Origin of the sequence: Pseudomonas sp. ANT_J12 (assembly GCF_008370045.1) — a bacterium.
Classification (GTDB): domain Bacteria; phylum Pseudomonadota; class Gammaproteobacteria; order Pseudomonadales; family Pseudomonadaceae; genus Aquipseudomonas.
Genome location: NZ_VOBN01000010.1, coordinates 142644 through 157717 on the forward strand (window position 1 = coordinate 142644; position 15074 = coordinate 157717).

The 15074-nt window shown below is 61.4% G+C and carries 15 protein-coding genes; 9 read left to right on the forward strand and 6 right to left on the reverse strand.

Going from position 1 to position 15074, the window contains the following annotated elements; all coding sequences use genetic code 11:
* Positions 1-323 precede the first annotated feature (323 nt).
* Positions 324-1289, forward strand: coding sequence for a GlxA family transcriptional regulator (locus FQ192_RS21080; protein ID WP_149660266.1), 966 nt, complete (start codon positions 324-326; stop codon positions 1287-1289).
* 167 nt (positions 1290-1456) lie between these two features.
* Here FQ192_RS21080 and FQ192_RS21085 read toward each other — a convergent pair whose 3' ends face one another.
* Complete coding sequence (locus FQ192_RS21085) at positions 1457-1798, reverse strand: carboxymuconolactone decarboxylase family protein (protein ID WP_149660267.1); 342 nt, start codon at positions 1796-1798, stop codon at positions 1457-1459.
* 110 nt (positions 1799-1908) lie between these two features.
* Between FQ192_RS21085 and FQ192_RS21090 the strand changes: the two genes are divergently transcribed.
* Positions 1909-2814, forward strand: coding sequence for an AraC family transcriptional regulator (locus tag FQ192_RS21090; protein ID WP_149660268.1), 906 nt, complete (start codon positions 1909-1911; stop codon positions 2812-2814).
* A gap of 42 nt (positions 2815-2856) precedes the next feature.
* Here the strand turns inward: FQ192_RS21090 and FQ192_RS21095 are convergent, their stop codons facing one another.
* Together FQ192_RS21095 and FQ192_RS21100 are read right to left on the reverse strand one after the other, a co-directional pair.
* On the reverse strand, positions 2857-5259 hold the full coding sequence (locus tag FQ192_RS21095) for a penicillin acylase family protein (RefSeq protein ID WP_149660269.1): 2403 nt from the start codon (positions 5257-5259) through the stop codon (positions 2857-2859).
* A 102-nt stretch (positions 5260-5361) separates the two neighbouring features.
* Positions 5362-5940, reverse strand: a complete 579-nt coding sequence (locus tag FQ192_RS21100) for a DUF6436 domain-containing protein (RefSeq protein WP_149660270.1) — start codon at positions 5938-5940, stop codon at positions 5362-5364.
* Positions 5941-6037: 97 nt separating this feature from the next.
* Here FQ192_RS21100 and FQ192_RS21105 point away from each other — a divergent pair, with 97 nt between their 5' ends.
* Positions 6038-6985: an alpha/beta hydrolase gene (locus tag FQ192_RS21105; RefSeq protein WP_149660271.1), complete on the forward strand. Its 948-nt coding sequence runs from the start codon at positions 6038-6040 to the stop codon at positions 6983-6985.
* Between the two features lie 71 nt (positions 6986-7056).
* On the opposite strand, the gene FQ192_RS21110 is transcribed toward FQ192_RS21105, so the two are convergent.
* On the reverse strand, positions 7057-7788 hold the full coding sequence (locus FQ192_RS21110; RefSeq protein WP_149660272.1) for a DUF2059 domain-containing protein: 732 nt from the start codon (positions 7786-7788) through the stop codon (positions 7057-7059).
* Positions 7789-7896: 108 nt separating this feature from the next.
* Here FQ192_RS21110 and FQ192_RS21115 point away from each other — a divergent pair, with 108 nt between their 5' ends.
* Together FQ192_RS21115 and FQ192_RS21120 are read left to right on the forward strand one after the other, a co-directional pair.
* The gene (locus tag FQ192_RS21115; RefSeq protein WP_149660273.1) at positions 7897-8529 is read left to right on the forward strand and encodes a 2OG-Fe(II) oxygenase; all 633 of its coding nucleotides are present in this window, start codon (positions 7897-7899) and stop codon (positions 8527-8529) included.
* A gap of 2 nt (positions 8530-8531) precedes the next feature.
* Positions 8532-9014 carry a DUF523 domain-containing protein gene (locus FQ192_RS21120; protein ID WP_149660274.1) on the forward strand — a complete coding sequence of 161 codons (483 nt, stop codon included), beginning with the start codon at positions 8532-8534 and terminating at the stop codon, positions 9012-9014.
* A 35-nt stretch (positions 9015-9049) separates the two neighbouring features.
* Here the strand turns inward: FQ192_RS21120 and FQ192_RS21125 are convergent, their stop codons facing one another.
* On the reverse strand, positions 9050-9637 hold the full coding sequence (locus tag FQ192_RS21125; RefSeq protein ID WP_149660275.1) for a transporter substrate-binding domain-containing protein: 588 nt from the start codon (positions 9635-9637) through the stop codon (positions 9050-9052).
* A gap of 136 nt (positions 9638-9773) precedes the next feature.
* Here FQ192_RS21125 and FQ192_RS21130 point away from each other — a divergent pair, with 136 nt between their 5' ends.
* On the forward strand, positions 9774-10199 hold the full coding sequence (locus FQ192_RS21130) for a DUF4399 domain-containing protein (RefSeq protein WP_149660276.1): 426 nt from the start codon (positions 9774-9776) through the stop codon (positions 10197-10199).
* A 121-nt stretch (positions 10200-10320) separates the two neighbouring features.
* On the opposite strand, the gene serA is transcribed toward FQ192_RS21130, so the two are convergent.
* Positions 10321-11550: a phosphoglycerate dehydrogenase gene (gene serA / locus FQ192_RS21135; protein ID WP_123404055.1), complete on the reverse strand. Its 1230-nt coding sequence runs from the start codon at positions 11548-11550 to the stop codon at positions 10321-10323.
* Between the two features lie 204 nt (positions 11551-11754).
* On the opposite strand from serA, the gene FQ192_RS21145 reads away from it, so the two are divergent.
* The 3 genes from FQ192_RS21145 to FQ192_RS21155 all read left to right on the forward strand — a co-directional run bounded on the left by FQ192_RS21145 (position 11755) and on the right by FQ192_RS21155 (position 15014).
* Positions 11755-13149: an FAD-binding oxidoreductase gene (locus tag FQ192_RS21145; protein ID WP_149660277.1), complete on the forward strand. Its 1395-nt coding sequence runs from the start codon at positions 11755-11757 to the stop codon at positions 13147-13149.
* 21 nt (positions 13150-13170) lie between these two features.
* Positions 13171-13836, forward strand: coding sequence for a fumarylacetoacetate hydrolase family protein (locus tag FQ192_RS21150; protein WP_149660278.1), 666 nt, complete (start codon positions 13171-13173; stop codon positions 13834-13836).
* A 248-nt stretch (positions 13837-14084) separates the two neighbouring features.
* Positions 14085-15014, forward strand: coding sequence for an SdiA-regulated domain-containing protein (locus FQ192_RS21155; RefSeq protein WP_149660279.1), 930 nt, complete (start codon positions 14085-14087; stop codon positions 15012-15014).
* Positions 15015-15074: the final 60 nt, after the last annotated feature.

The following is a 15074-nucleotide window of genomic DNA, read 5'->3' on the forward strand; positions in this document are numbered from 1 at the left end:
TCCTCGTGGGGAACGCCGTGGCGGCGCTGATGGGGAAAGTCTGTGCCCGCACCCGAAACCGGACAATCGATCCATGGCTGCGATCCCGGCCAATGAGCATGCATATCGCGCCAACCTCGCTTGTTGGGCGGTGTTTCGCTAGGGTTGGTTGCGAATGACCCATTGTGGCGAGGGGGCTTGCCCCCGTTGGAGTGCGCAGCACTCGCCATCCCGGCACACGCGGTGAGCCTGAAATGGGGCCGCTTCGCAGCCCAACGGGGGCAAGCCCCCTCGCCACAGGTTTTGTGTTTGCCACAGGTCTGAAGTCAGAGGCGTTTCGAACCATGCAAAAATCCGTCGCCATCGTGGTGTTTTCCGGTGTGCAGTCCCTGGACGTCACCGGCCCCATGGATGTGTTCGCCGAGGCCAATCGGTTCCTCGCGCCCGAGGATCACTATCGGCTGGAGGTGATCGGGGTCGAACGCGGGATGATGCCGTGTTCCAACGGCTTGTCCCTGAACGCGCACCGGCATTTCAGCGAAGCGCTGGAGGCTTACGACTTGCTGTTGGTGGCGGGCGGGCCGCAGTTGCCGTTCCTGAATTTCGGCGCGACGTTCGACACCTGGCTGCGCGAGGCCTGCGCGCGGGCGCAGCGGTTTGGGTCGATCTGCAACGGCGCGTTCATGCTGGCGCGGGCCGGGTTGCTCGATGGGCGCACCGTCACCACGCATTGGGGCGATGCGGTGGCGCTGGCGGCGTTGTGTCCGTCCGCCCAGGTGGACGCGGATCGGTTGTACGTGCAGGACGGCGAGCTCTACACCTCGGCGGGGGTCACGGCGGGAATCGATCTGTCGCTGTATCTGCTGGCGCGCGATCACGGCCCGGAAGTGGCGCTCAGCGTGGCCAAGCGTTTGGTGGTGTTCACCCAGCGCTCTGGCGGGCAATCGCAGTTCAGTCCGTTCCTCACGCCCCACGCCGAACCGACCTCGGCGGTGGCGCTGGTGCAGCTCTATGTGCTCGCCAACCTCACCGGCGACTTGACCCTCGCCGATCTCGCGAATGCGGCCAACATGAGCGCGCGCAATTTTTCACGGGTGTTTGCCAAGGAAGCGAAAGTGACCCCGGCGGAATTCGTCGAGCGGGCGCGGGTGGATGCGGCGCGGGTGCTGTTGGAGAGCACCCAATCGCCGCTGAAAACGGTGGCGTACCAGTGCGGATTTCGTGACGCCCAGCACATGCGCAGCGTGTTCAACCGCCGACTGGGCGTGACGCCGCAACAGTTCAGGCTGAACTTTGCGGCGATGGTTTGAGCGCGTGAGCCTCTGGGGCGAGGGCGCTTGTTGTGGCGAGGGGGCTTGCCCCCGTTGGGTTGCGAAGCAACCCCCTAAACCCGTTGCATCAGACGCACCGAGGTTTATGGATTTGGGAGTGCTTCGCACTCCAACGGGGGCAAGCCCCCTCGCCACAGGATCGCGTTTCAGTTTTTCAGTGAGTCATACGCCTCCAGCGTGCGCAGCGAGTAGATGTACGCCGCCCCGGCATTCAGCGAAATCGCCGTCGCCAGTGTCGCGGCGACTTCTTCGCGACTCGCCCCAGCCTTGATCGCCGCATCCGTATGCGCCGCGATACACCCATCACAACGGGTAGTGATCGCCACGGCAATGGAGATCAGCTCGCGGGTCTTGGCATCCAGCACATCGTTTTCCGCAGCCGCTTCGCCAAGGGCCATGTAGGCCTTGACCATTTTCGGGTTGCTCTTGCCCAGGGCGCCAAAGGCTTTCTGGATGGTGGGCAGCAGTTCGGACCAGTTATGGAACATAGCGTTAACTCCTCAGCGGGTTGGGTGTACTGTTTCGACACGCTCAGTTTTGTCCTTTGGCGCGGTTCGGGTTTGTTCGATCCGCTCAGTTCTTTCTTCGATGCGCTCAAATGAATCCGATCGATAAACTCATCACTTTGGCCAACGTGCGCGGCACGCTGGATTTGCGCTGCCAGTTCCAGGGCGACTGGGCCCTGGCCCACGAGCAGCAAGCGCTGGGCATGGCGCCGTACCACATCGTGTTGGCCGGCGAGTGCCGCGTGGAATTTCCCGACGGCCAGCGCCTGCCCATGCGCGCGGGCGACATCCTGTTGCTGCCCGGCGGCACGCCTCACGTGATCCACAGCCCCGGGAAAACCGTCGCGCCCACGGCACAAAAGATCATCCGCGGCGGCGCGTTGCCGGTGCATCGAATTGGTGGCGCCAGTGCCGATCTGGACATGCTCTGCGGGACCTTTCACTACAACCGCGCCTCGCTGCTGTTTGCGTCGCTGCCGGACTATCTGGTGATCCCCAGCGGCGCGTTGCCGGCGAATGGGCCGTTGCCAGCGTTGGTCCAGGTGTTGCGCGGGGAGGCGGAGGGCAATCAGGCCGGGGCGAAGTTTTTGCTCGACGCCCTGTCCCAGGCGTTGTTCACCCTGATGCTGCGGGCGCACCTGGCGACGCTGGGCCCGGCCAGCGGCACCCTGGCGCTGCTCGGCGACAAACGCCTGGGTCGTGCCTGGCAAGCGATGCTGGCCGATCCGGCCCATGAGTGGACCATCGAAAGTCTGGCGGAAGCGGCGAGCATGTCCCGGGCCACGTTCATGCGCGCGTTTGTGAAGGTGGCCGGGGTGTCACCGTGGGTGTTGCTGACGCAGGTGCGGATGGAATTGGCGTTCAGTTTGTTGAGCCAATCGCATCTGGGGTTGAGTGATATTGCGGTGCAGGTGGGGTATCAGTCCCAAGCGGCGTTCAGCAAGAAATTCAAGGAGATTTATGGGGAGGCGCCGGGGCGGGTGCGGCGCGGGATTTAGATTTTTGGTGTCAGTGACGGCCTCTTCGCGGCCTCCAAAAATCTACCGCGCCGGCAACAGCTTCAACGTACTCCGTGTATTCGCCGTCACTTCCTCATCACTGAAATGCGCCTGCATGTACATCCCCTCGACATACGCCTCCGCCTGATCCTCATAGTGACTGTCAAACGGCACGCCACTCTGGCCGACCGGGTTGATGGTCAGGCTGTGGGCCGGGTCGGCGAAGTCGATCAGGCGTCGGGTCGAAGGGCCATACGTCACCGGCCATGGCGCCGGGCCGATTCGGGCCGAGAGGTTGTTCGGCACTTCGTGGGTGCCGGGCGCGTCGAACGGGCCGACGTTGAAGATCCGGTCCAACGGCTTCTGCGCCCCCAGCGGATGACCGTGAGTCAGCGTGTGCACCTTGCCCCACTGCCACTGCGCGAAATCAGGACCGAGGACGGTCTTGAGGTGCGCGATGCTCGCCTGCCACGCCACTTTCACCGTGTCGGCGCGGGTTTCCCTGGCCGGGGTGTTGCGGTTGTCCCACCACGGCGAATCGGCGCTGGCGGCCAGACGCGGTAGCGCGGCGTCGATCACCCGGGTCGAGAGCAGGGTTTCAAAGAAGTCGTTGCCCAACTCATCGTGCAGCGTCGCGTCGGTCAGGTTGAACAGGAACTGGTTGAACACCGTGGCGCTGATCGAACTGAGCGGGTAATCGCCTGGCCACTGAGCCAGTTGCTCCACCAGTTTGAGTTCGGCCGGGTCGCTCACCACGTCACGCAGCACCGGCAGCAATGGCGCGAGCAGGCGCGGGCCGTAAGCGGTGGTGGTGCCCAGTTGCAGCTTCTGGTTGGCGTCGTTGTCCCATTTCACGCTCTTGTCGCTGAGCTGGCGATTGAGCTGCTGACCGCGATCCGAAAGGTTGTAGTAACCGGGAATCTCCATCCCGGTCGGCGAAACCGGCTGGAAGTTGGCCGAGACGATATAGCCCCGTGCCGGGTTCTCTTCCTGGGGATTGGCGCTGAAGGGGTAGAAGCCTTCCTTGTCCGGTTGATTAGTGCTGCCGTCGAGGATGAAGCCGGGCTTCACTCCAGCCGCACGCTTGGGCAGCAACGCCGAGGCCCACCAGCCGATGTCGCCCTTGGCGTTGGCATACACGATGTTCAATCCTGGCGCCTGCACCTTGGCAGCGGCGGCGCGGGCCTTGGCCAGGGTGTCGGCGCGATTGAGCTGGTAGAAACCTTCGAGAATCGGGTTCGGCGTTTCGAGGAACGCCCACCACATCGCCACCGGGGTCTTGCCGGCGGCGGGGCCGAGGGCGTCGTTGATGATCGGGCCGTGGGGCGACTGGCGCAGGGTCAGCGTCACCGGCGCCTGGCCCTTCACCGCGATCTGCTGCTCGGTCTTGACCATGTCCACCCATTTGCCGCGATACCAGACCTGATTCGGGTTGTCCGGGTTGACCTTCTCGGCGATCAAATCCAGGTCGTCGTTCTGGAACATGGTCAGGCTCCAGCCGAAATCCAGGTTGTGGCCGAGAAAGGCAAACGGCACCAGCGCCTGATGATGGCCGTACAGTTCGAAGCCCGGCGCCGACAGTTGCGCCTCGTACCACACCGACGGCACCGAGAAGCGAATATGCGGATCACCGGCCAGCAGTGGCTTGCCGCTTTTGCTGCGGTTGCCGGAGATGGCCCAGGCGTTGCTGCCTTCGAACTGCGGCAGGCCATTGTCGGCCAGGGCTTGTTCGCTCAAACGGGCGAGGGCGTTCAGGTCTTGCCAGTCGCCGGCGGCCAGGGCCGGGCCCTGTTTGCTGCGTGCCTTGACCAGCACGCCTTTGGGCTGCCAGTCGAGGTCGAAGATGTTCAGGTACTCGGGGCCGAGCTCATCGCGCACGAAGGTCAGCAACGGTTCGGTGCGAAACGCCGCGGCAAAGCTGTAGGCCATGTAGCCGGCGACGCTGATGGTGTCTTCGGCGGTGAAGGGGCGCTTGTGGATCCCCAGCACGTCAAACTCAACGGGCGCGGCGTGGGTGTCCTGATATTGGTTGATCCCGTCCAGGTAGGCTTGCAGGGCCTTCCACGCCGGTGACTGCCGATCGAGCGCGGCCACATAACTCTCGGCGCGCTCGCGGATGCGCAGGCTGCGGAACAGTTTGTCGGTGTCCACCAGTTTCGGCCCGAGGACTTCCGCCAGTTCACCTCGGGCGAGGCGACGCATGGCTTCCATCTGAAACAAGCGGTCCTGGGCGTGCACGTAGCCGAGGGCGCGGTAGAGGTCGGTTTCGTTTTCGGCGCGGATATGCGGCACACCGCGCTCGTCATAGCGCACGGTCACCGAGCCCTGAAGATTGTTCAACGTCACCTGGCCCTGGCGCGTCGGCTGCTTGCTGTAGACGTAGCCGCCAACCCCGATGGCGAGGGCGACGAGCAGCAAGGCGAGTACGGTCAGGACGCGTTTCATGGTGACTCCTTGTTCTTTTCGGTTGCCACCCGTGTGGGCTGCAAACATGTAGCACAGACCTTCCGTGCCGGGCACCACCGTCCTCGAATTGTCCGCAATGCCTTATTTCACTTCCACCGGCCACGGGCAGTAGCAACCCACCGCCAGGGTGTGGGTGGCGTTGACTGTGCGGCCTTCGTTCAGTGCTTGCAGGATCGGCTCGATAAAGCTGTTGCTCGAATTGCAGGTCAGGCCTTCGCTGTAAGGGCCGAAATACGCGAGTTTGCCGGCGCGGTCCCAGATCGCCACCGCCGGGCTGGCGGGGATCTGCTCGGAACCGGGCAGCACGGTGATGGTTTTCAGGCGGCTCAAGGTGCTGGGCAACTGGCCGTGGCTACCGGGTTTTTGGACTGCGTAAAACTCGACGCCCTGGGGTACATACAGCTCGACGAGTTCGGTGAGGTGTTGTTGGTTGCCGACGTTGCACGGGCAGGCCGGGTCCCAGAAATGCACCAGGCGGATGGCACCGGGGCCGGCGAGGTCGTCGGGCAGGCGCAACGGATCGCCGGAAAACACCGCGGTGTGCTCGCTGAATGCCCGCAGGTAGCGCCCCTGAAACCAGTCGTAAGCGGCCCACAGCACGCCGGCGCACACAAGGGCGAGCAGGCTGGCAAGCAGTGTGGTGCGGTAGGCCGAACGCATGGGTTTCAATCCTCGAAGGTCGCCCAGCTTGCCATGCTTGCCGCGACAGATGAATATCGCAGGCCCATAAAGTCTGTTTCGCGTTCTGGAATTACCCATGCTTGCTACTTTCGACCCCGATCATTTGCGCGCCAGCCTGCGGCCATTGGCTGATTGGCAGCCGCTGTCGACGGAGGGCCTGGCCTATCAAGCGTTCTATGGGCTGGATTTGCCGGGGCGCACGCTGCGCCGTGGTCTGGGGCGGTTTCAGGTCGATGGTTATGAAGTGGTCAGCCAGGTCTGGTGGCCGGAGCGGGCGAAGGCGACGATGTTCCTGTTTCACGGTTTCTACGATCACACGGGGCTGTATCGGCATGTGATCGAGTGGGCGCTGGATCAGGGGTTCGCGGTGATTGCCTGCGACTTGCCGGGGCATGGCCTGTCCAGTGGCGAGCGCGCGAGCATCAAGGATTTCGCCGAGTATCAGGACACCTTGCAAGGCTTGTTCACCGAAGCGCGGTCCCTGGAATTACCACAGCCGTGGCACTTGTTCGGACAGAGCACCGGCGGGGCGATTGTGATCGATCATGTGCTGAGTCAGGGCGCGGAGAGCCCGGCGCAAGGTCAGGTGATCCTGCTGTCGCCGCTGGTACGACCACGGGCCTGGGGCTGGTCGCAGTTGAGTTATTACCTGCTCAAACCCTTCGTCAACGGCATCGCCCGGCGCTTCAGCGAGAACTCCAATGACCCGGCGTTCCTGCCCTTCCTGCAAGCCGACCCGTTGCAGCCGCTGCGTTTGCCGACCGCGTGGGTCGGTGCGCTGAAACGCTGGATCAAACGTATCGAGGCGTCGACGAACAGTCCGCGGCGGCCACTGATTGTGCAGGGGCAGGCAGACATGACCGTGGATTGGGAGCACAACCTGGAGGTGTTGAAGGCCAAGTTCGATCGGCCGCAGGTGTTGATGCTGCCGGAGGCGCGGCATCATTTGGCGAATGAGACGGTGGCGTTTCGGGAGGAGTATTTCGGGTTTCTGACGAAGCGGATCAAGGGGCGGAATCTCTAGCGGTCGTTCCGGCCTCTTCCCGGGCAAGCCTCGTTCCTACAGCGAAGGCAATCTTCCGGGCGGCGAAAATCCTACTGCCCCACCGCCAACCCCGCCCGAATCGCCGCCAACGCCGCCTGGTAATACGCCTTGCCCTCATCCGACTCGGCAAAGGTCGCAAACTCTTCCAGTTCGTTATCCGACAAGTCGCGATAGACGTAGAGCAGCGTGTTGTTCAGATCGGCGCCGATCTGATCCATCAGCCGCTGGCGCTGACCATTCAACATCCCGGGGGCCTGACCGCCGCCGAGCAGGCCCGGGATCATCGAGCTCAAGCTGTCCGCCGCGACCCCGGCAATCGCCAGGGTGACTTCGGCACCGGCCTCGCGGGCGGGCAGGGCCTGGGCCAGGTGGCCGATGATCAGCAGGCGCGTGTCACTGGCCTCAATCTTGGGCAAGCCCTTGGCGTTTTTCGCCAGTTGATCGCGTCGGGTCGCCAGCAACTCGGCGGCGACGACCTTCTTGCCCAGCGGGGTCTGGAAAAACGCCAGGGCCGGTTTCGGGTCGGCGAGGGTCTTGCGCAGTTGCGCTTCGGCGCGCTGGTCCATGGCCTGGGGGGCGAAGCGCTGGTTGCTGTTGTTGACCAACGCTTGGAAGACGGCGGGCGGCAGGCTGTTCTGGTAGCGCTGCTGGGCGGCCGAGAGGGCGTCGTTAAAATGCGCACGTTGGTCTGGCCAACCGGCGACCTTGTACAACTGGTCGTGGCCGTCTGCCCAGGCGGGCAAAACACAGAGCATCAACAGTGAAAAAAGCAAACGGCGCATAGGGACTCCTGTCGGCAGGCGACTATTCTCCGTGCGGTACAGGAACTTGTCGAGAATTCGTATCAGCCCGCCGCGCGGCTCTGTCGGATTTGCAGGCACAGGAATACTATGCGCGCCATGCAAATACCCTCTGATCACCCGCTGCTGTTACGTATCGTCGACGACCTGGCCGAACGGGGCTGGTCGCAGCAGAATATTTTCCTGCCTCTGGATCTGACCCGAGCGTTGGCGGCTGAGTGCCGTAAACGTGCGGCCGAAGGTGAACTGGCCCCGGCGGCGGTGGGGCGCGGACCGACGTCGGAGATTCGCGAAGGAATCCGTGGTGATCACATCCAGTGGCTCGAACCCGGCGAGACAGAGGCCTGCGACAGTTATCTGAGCTTGATGGACAGCCTGCGCGAGGCGATGAATCGTGGCCTGTTCCTCGGCCTGGAAGATTTCGAAAGCCATTTCGCCCTGTACCCGCCCGGCGCGTTCTACCTCAAGCACGTGGACCGTTTTCGCGACGATGACCGGCGCATGGTCTCGGCGGTGATCTACCTCAACGATGCCTGGCTGCCGGAACACGGCGGCGAACTGCGCATGTACCTGGACGGTGGCATTGAACACAATGTGGTGCCCACCGGCGGCTGCCTGGTGGTGTTCCTGTCGGGCGAGGTGCCCCACGAAGTCCTGCCCGCGACCCGGGATCGCCTGTCATTGACCGGTTGGTTCCGCCGTCGCGGTAACGAGCCGTTCTGATCATGCAAAAAATTCTGGTAAGCCGCTGCCTGCTGGGCCATCGCGTGCGTTACGACGGCGGGGCGAGTGGGCCGTTTGATCTATTGGACCAATGGATCGCCGAGGGCCGGGTGGTGCCGTTGTGCCCGGAAGTGGCCGGAGGGTTGCCGACACCGAGGGCGGCGGCAGAGATTCCGGGTGGGCAGGGTGGTGAGGTGCTGGATGGGCATGCGTCGGTGATGACCACTGAAGGTGAAGACGTCAGTGCCGAGTTTCTGTCGGGGGCTTATCAAGCGCTGGAGTTGGTGCAAAAGCACGGCATCCGGATTGCGGTGTTGAAGGCCAACAGTCCGTCTTGCGGGAATTTGCTGACCTATGACGGGACTTTCAGCGGCGTGAAAGTCAGTGGCGAAGGGGTGACGGCGGCATTGCTCAAGCGCCATGGCGTTCAAGTGTTCAGCGAACTGGAATTGGCCGAAGCCGCCGCTTTGCTCACACAAGACTGACGACTTAGACCAACCTTTAAGGGGCGAGCCTGAAATCAGGGCTTGGCCTCGACACTCGTATCCGCCCCAAACCACTTCTGCGTCAACGCCTCCAGCCGACCATCCGCCTTGATCCGCTGCAACGCGTTATCGAGGCTGGCGTGGAATGCCGGGTTACCTTTCTGGAACGGAATCGCCAGGCTCACCGGCTCGCTGGCTTTCGGCACCGCTTCCTTCAACGTCTGCACCAGCAACATCGACTGTGGCTGCTCTTCTTTCTGCGCGATCAATTGCGCATCGGTGTGGCTGTAAGGCGCGCTGAAGTCGAAACGATCCTTCAGATCCGCGGTCATTGCTATGTGGTTGATGGCGACGTCGTACTTGCCGGTTTCAACACCTGGCAGCAGATCGGCGGCATCGGTCACGACGAAGTCGGCGCGCACATCCAGTTCATTGGCCAGCAGCTGACCCAACTCGACTTCGAACCCGGTCAGTTTGCCGTCGTCCTTGAAATTGAATGGCGGTGTATTAGCCTCAAGAGCAATGCGCAATTCGCCACGGTCGAATACATCGTCAATCAGTTCGGCATGAGCCAAAGGGCTCAAAAGGGGTAGCAGGCAGATCAGGCCAGGCAAGAAACGCATGGTCACTCCTTTGAATTCATTATTGCGACGCTCTGATTCAGGCGCGCTTTGCTATGGTTGTCGAGTGCCTTCGACAACGAATGGCCGTGAAGTTAGATACGGTCACGCGGATTTTACGGAAAAACTGGAGAAGAGAATGAAAACGTTTATGTCACGAGCAGCATTGGCTGGCCTGTTGATGGGTGTGTCGGTGCTCGCCAGCGCTGCTACCCCGGCCCCTAAAGGTGCGGAAGTGTCCATCGTTTCTCCTGAAGATGGTGGGACTGTCCAGAAAACCTTCAAGGTTAAATTCGCTGTCGAGAATGTTGCGCTGGCGCCTGCGGGCGATACCACCAAGAACACCGGCCACCACCATTTGCTGATCGATGCCAAGGATGTTGTGGCTGCAGGCGCAGTCATCCCGGCAGATGCCAATCACGTTCATTTTGGCAAGGCGCAAACCGAAACCGAGCTGACGCTGACACCTGGCAAGCACACCTTGCAGTTGGAATTAGGCGACAAGAACCATATGGCCTTCGATCCGCCCATCGTGTCGAAAAAGATCACCGTCAATGTGAAATAAAAAAAGGGAGCCCCTTTTGGGGGCTCCCTTTTTTTATAGCTGCAAGCTTCAAGCTATAAGCCTCAAGTCAAAGCAAAAGCGAACTCAACTTGCCGCTTGAAGCTTGCCGCTTGCCACTGTCTTAGAACAAGACCCGGCAACGAATGGTGCCGTTGATGTGCTGCAGTTTCTCCTGGGCGATTTCCGAGTAATCGGCATCGACGTCGATCACGACGTAGCCGACTTTCTCGTTGGTCTGCAGGAACTGACCGGAAATGTTGATACCGTTTTCGGCGAAGACCTTGTTGATCTCGCTCATCACACCCGGGATGTTCTCGTGGATGTGCAGCAAACGGTGCTTGCCAGGGTGAGCCGGCAGGGCCACTTCCGGGAAGTTTACCGACGATACGGACGTGCCGTTGTCGCTGTACTTGACCAGTTTTTCCGCCACTTCCAGACCGATGTTGGCTTGCGCTTCAGCGGTGGAACCACCGATGTGCGGGGTCAGTATCACGTTGTCCAGGCCACGCAGCGGGCTTTCGAACTCTTCGTCGTTGGAGCGCGGCTCCACCGGGAACACGTCGATGGCCGCGCCGATCAGGTGCTTGTCCTTGATCGCGTCTGCCAGGGCTTGCAACTCAACCACAGTGCCGCGCGCGGCGTTGATCAGGATGCCGCCCTTCTTGATGGCGCGGATTTCCTTCTCGCCGATCATCCACTGGGTGGCGGCGGTTTCCGGAACGTGCAGGGTGACGATGTCGGACATGGCCAGCAGGTCGGTCAGTTTGCCGACCTGAGTCGCGTTGCCCAACGGCAGCTTGGTCACGGTGTCGTAGAAGAACACCTGCATGCCCAGGCCTTCAGCCAGGACCGACAGCTGAGTACCGATCGAGCCGTAACCGACGATGCCGAGCTTCTTGCCGCGAATCTCGAAGGAGTTGGCCGCGCTCTTGATCCAGCCGCCACGGTGGCAGGAAGCGTTCTTCTCAGGGATGCCGCGCAGCAACAGGATCGCTTCGGCCAGCACCAGCTCGGCCACGGAGCGGGTGTTGGAATACGGCGCGTTGAACACGGCGATACCGCGTTCGCGGGCAGCGTTCAGGTCAACCTGGTTGGTGCCGATGCAGAAACAGCCGACAGCGACCAGCTTCTTCGCGTGATCGAAGATCTCTTCGGTCAGTTGAGTGCGGGAGCGAATGCCGATGAAGTGCGCATCAGCGATCTTTTCCTTCAACTGGGCTTCCGGCAGAGAACCGGTGAGGTACTCGATGCTGGTGTAGCCAGCCGACTTGAGAACGTCGACAGCCGATTGGTGGACGCCTTCGAGAAGAAGGAACTTGATCTTGCTCTTATCGAGAGAAGTCTTGCTCATCTGCGTAAACCTGTATCCCGGAGAAAAATGGCAGGAAATGGTCAACAGATGCTGACCCGGACGGCAACAATGCCATCACCGCAGAATAGCCGTTGGGCACTACCCTGCGGGGTCGGTATGCTAGCATACGCACCCCGCTAAACACTCATTCCTGCGACGTGAAGCGTTCTCAGGATGACCATGAATTGTTCGAGAGTTCTGTCGATGACCAATCCTGCCCTGATTGAAGAGCTGAAGACCCTGGTTGAGCCTGGCAAGGTCCTGACCGATGCCGACTCCCTCAATGCTTATGGCAAGGATTGGACCAAGCATTTCGCCCCGGCCCCGACGGCCATCGTGTTTCCCAAGACCACCGAACAAGTCCAGGCCATTGTGCGCTGGGCTAATGAGCACAAAGTGGCGCTGGTACCGTCCGGCGGTCGCACCGGGCTTTCCGCTGCTGCGGTGGCCGCGAATGGCGAAGTGGTCGTCTCGTTCGATTACATGAACCAGATCCTCGACGTGAACCTCACCGACCGCACCGCCGTTTGTCAGCCAGGCGTGGTCACCGAGCATCTGCAGAACGTCGCTGAAGAAAAAGGCCTGTACTACCCGGTGGATTTCGCGTCCGCAGGTTCGAGCCAGATTGGCGGCAATATCGGCACCAATGCCGGCGGGATCAAGGTGATTCGCTATGGCATGACCCGTAACTGGGTGGCTGGCATGAAAGTCGTCACCGGCAAGGGCGATCTGTTGGAGCTGAACCGCGACCTGATCAAGAACGCCACCGGCTACGACCTGCGTCAGTTGTTCATCGGCGCTGAAGGCACCCTCGGTTTCGTGGTCGAAGCGACCATGCGCCTGGACCGGGCGCCGAAAAACCTCACCGCCATGGTCCTCGGCACCGCCGATTTCGACTCGATCATGCCGGTATTGCATGCGTTCCAGAGCAAACTCGACCTGACCGCGTTCGAATTCTTCTCCGACAAAGCCCTGGCCAAGGTCATGGGGCGCGGTGACGTGCCGGCGCCGTTCGAAACCGATTGCCCGTTCTACGCGTTGCTGGAATTCGAAGCGACCACCGAAGAAGTGGCCAACCACGCCCTGGAAACCTTCGAGCACTGCGTCGAGCAAGGCTGGGTGCTGGACGGTGTGATGAGCCAGAGCGAAACCCAGTTGCAGAACCTGTGGAAGCTGCGCGAGTACATCTCCGAGACCATCTCCCACTGGACGCCGTACAAGAACGACATCTCGGTTACCGTCTCGAAAGTCCCGGCGTTCCTGAAGGAAATCGACGCGATTGTCGGTGAACACTACCCGGACTTCGAAATCGTCTGGTTCGGCCACATCGGCGACGGCAACCTGCACTTGAACATCCTCAAGCCGGAAAACCTGAGCAAGGACGAGTTCTTTGCCAAGTGCGCGACCGTGAACAAGTGGGTGTTCGAAACCGTCGAGAAGTACAACGGCTCGATTTCCGCCGAACACGGCGTGGGCATGACCAAGCGCGACTACTTGACCTACAGCCGTTCCCCGGTTGAGATCGAGTACATGAAAGCCGTGAAAGCGGTGTTCGACCCGAACGGCATCATGAACCCGGGCAAAATTTTTGCTGTTTGAATCAACGAGCAGGAGTCGGTAATGAGCTATCAGCACCAGTATGTCGACGGTACGCGTATTCACTTCCCGCTGGGGAAAGTGGTGTGCATCGGCCGTAACTATGCCGAACACGCCAAGGAACTGGACAACCCGGTGCCTACCGAGCCGCTGCTGTTCATCAAGCCGGGCAGTTGCGTGGTGCCGCTGGAAGGCGGTTTTGCCATTCCGACCGAGCGCGGTTCGGTGCACTACGAAGCGGAAATCGCCGTGTTGATCGGCAAGCCGCTGTCGACCAAACCGAGCCGTGAAGAAGTGCTCGACGCCATCTCCGGTTTCGCCCCGGCCCTGGACCTGACCCTGCGCGACAAACAGGCCGAGCTGAAATCCAAGGGCCTGCCCTGGGAAATTGCCAAGTCCTTCGATGGCGCGGCGGTGCTTGCCCCGTTCGTGTCCGCGGGCAGCTTCGCCGACCTGACCGACATCGGCATCCGCCTGACCATCAATGGCGAAGTGCGCCAGGATGGCAACAGCAAGGACATGCTCAACCCGATCGTGCCGATGATCCAGTACATGGCCGGCTGCTTCTCGCTGCAGGCCGGCGACGTGATCCTCACCGGTACGCCGGTGGGGGTCGGCCCGCTGAATGTCGGTGACGAACTGGTGCTGGAATTGCCGGGTGTCAGCAGCTTCAACAGCAGCGTTCGCTGATCTACGCATGATCGTTCCCACGCTCTGCGTGGGAATGCATCCCGTGATGCTCCGCGTCACATTCGAAGCGGACGCGGAGCGTCCATGGCGGCATTCCCGCGCAGTGCGAGGGAACGATCAGGCGCAGGGCTTTCCCGCCATTTCCCGTTTTTTTCACATCCCTTCTGGATAATTCCTCGGTTCCTGGCGTCTGAGCCTGCCCGATTGTGCTATTACCTTTAGCCTGAATTTCTGGAACGCATCCCCTGATGGCCACACCACCGCTCCCGACCCTGCCAACTCCTCGTCGTCCACGATTCCTCATGCGCTGGTATTACTGGTTGTTGCTGGCCGTTGCAGCGGGTTATGGCCTGGCGTTTGCGATGCATTGGGACGACCGCGGTGCGCTTTGGCTGATGGAGCGTTTTGAAAGCCCGGCCGAGCGCCAACAGAGTGTCTGGCTCCCGGATTACCGGGCGGTGATCGACGCCAAACTGCTGCCGGGCATGGAAAAGGACGAAGCCTCGGACCTGTCCTACGACCCGCAGACCAAAACCCTGTTCTCGGTGATGGGCAAGAACCCGTTCCTGGTCGAACTGACCCTGCAGGGCGATGTGCTGCGCAAGATGCCACTGGTGGGCTGGACCAATCCGGAAGGCGTGACGACCATGGGCAATGGCTTGATCGCCATTACCGATGAGCGCGAGCACATGTTGTCGATCATCAAGGTCGATGCCAACACCCGCGAATTGCATCGCGAAGACTTCCCGAAATACGACCTGGGCCCGTCGAAAGACCAGAACAAGGCGTTCGAAGCCATCGTCTGGGACCCGCGCAATCAGCAACTGTTGCTGGGCGAAGAGCGCCCGCCGCAGCTGTTCAGCTGGAAAAGCGACGGCAGCCAGACCCTCACCGGCGATAAACAGAAACTGGCCAGCAACGAACTGGATATCCGCAACCTGTCGGCCCTGGCCATTGACCCGCGCACCGGCCATACGCTGGCGCTGTCCGCCGACTCGCACCTGCTGCTGGAGCTGGACGAGAAGGGCGAGCAGGTCAGCTTCATGACTCTGCTCGGCGGCTTCAACGGTCTGAAAAAGACCATCCCCCGCGCCGAAGGCGTAACCATGGACGAAGCGGGCACGCTGTACATGGTCAGCGAGCCGAATCTGTTTTATCGCTTCGAAAAACAGAAATAGCCTACAGATGCGGGGTGGCGCGCGGTCGCCGGTTAAGGTAAACCTGCGGGGCCGCGGCCA

Coding starts and splice junctions, on each gene's coding strand:
- FQ192_RS21090 (WP_149660268.1), top strand. CDS start 1,909: ATGAATCCGATCGATAAACTCATCACTTTGGCCAACGTGCGCGGCACG.
- FQ192_RS21085 (WP_149660267.1), bottom strand. CDS start 1,798: ATGTTCCATAACTGGTCCGAACTGCTGCCCACCATCCAGAAAGCCTTT.
- FQ192_RS21145 (WP_149660277.1), top strand. CDS start 11,755: ATGACCAATCCTGCCCTGATTGAAGAGCTGAAGACCCTGGTTGAGCCT.
- FQ192_RS21095 (WP_149660269.1), bottom strand. CDS start 5,259: ATGAAACGCGTCCTGACCGTACTCGCCTTGCTGCTCGTCGCCCTCGCC.
- FQ192_RS21120 (WP_149660274.1), top strand. CDS start 8,532: ATGCAAAAAATTCTGGTAAGCCGCTGCCTGCTGGGCCATCGCGTGCGT.
- FQ192_RS21150 (WP_149660278.1), top strand. CDS start 13,171: ATGAGCTATCAGCACCAGTATGTCGACGGTACGCGTATTCACTTCCCG.
- FQ192_RS21100 (WP_149660270.1), bottom strand. CDS start 5,940: ATGCGTTCGGCCTACCGCACCACACTGCTTGCCAGCCTGCTCGCCCTT.
- FQ192_RS21130 (WP_149660276.1), top strand. CDS start 9,774: ATGAAAACGTTTATGTCACGAGCAGCATTGGCTGGCCTGTTGATGGGT.
- FQ192_RS21105 (WP_149660271.1), top strand. CDS start 6,038: ATGCTTGCTACTTTCGACCCCGATCATTTGCGCGCCAGCCTGCGGCCA.
- FQ192_RS21080 (WP_149660266.1), top strand. CDS start 324: ATGCAAAAATCCGTCGCCATCGTGGTGTTTTCCGGTGTGCAGTCCCTG.
- FQ192_RS21115 (WP_149660273.1), top strand. CDS start 7,897: ATGCGCGCCATGCAAATACCCTCTGATCACCCGCTGCTGTTACGTATC.
- serA (WP_123404055.1), bottom strand. CDS start 11,550: ATGAGCAAGACTTCTCTCGATAAGAGCAAGATCAAGTTCCTTCTTCTC.
- FQ192_RS21125 (WP_149660275.1), bottom strand. CDS start 9,637: ATGCGTTTCTTGCCTGGCCTGATCTGCCTGCTACCCCTTTTGAGCCCT.
- FQ192_RS21110 (WP_149660272.1), bottom strand. CDS start 7,788: ATGCGCCGTTTGCTTTTTTCACTGTTGATGCTCTGTGTTTTGCCCGCC.
- FQ192_RS21155 (WP_149660279.1), top strand. CDS start 14,085: ATGGCCACACCACCGCTCCCGACCCTGCCAACTCCTCGTCGTCCACGA.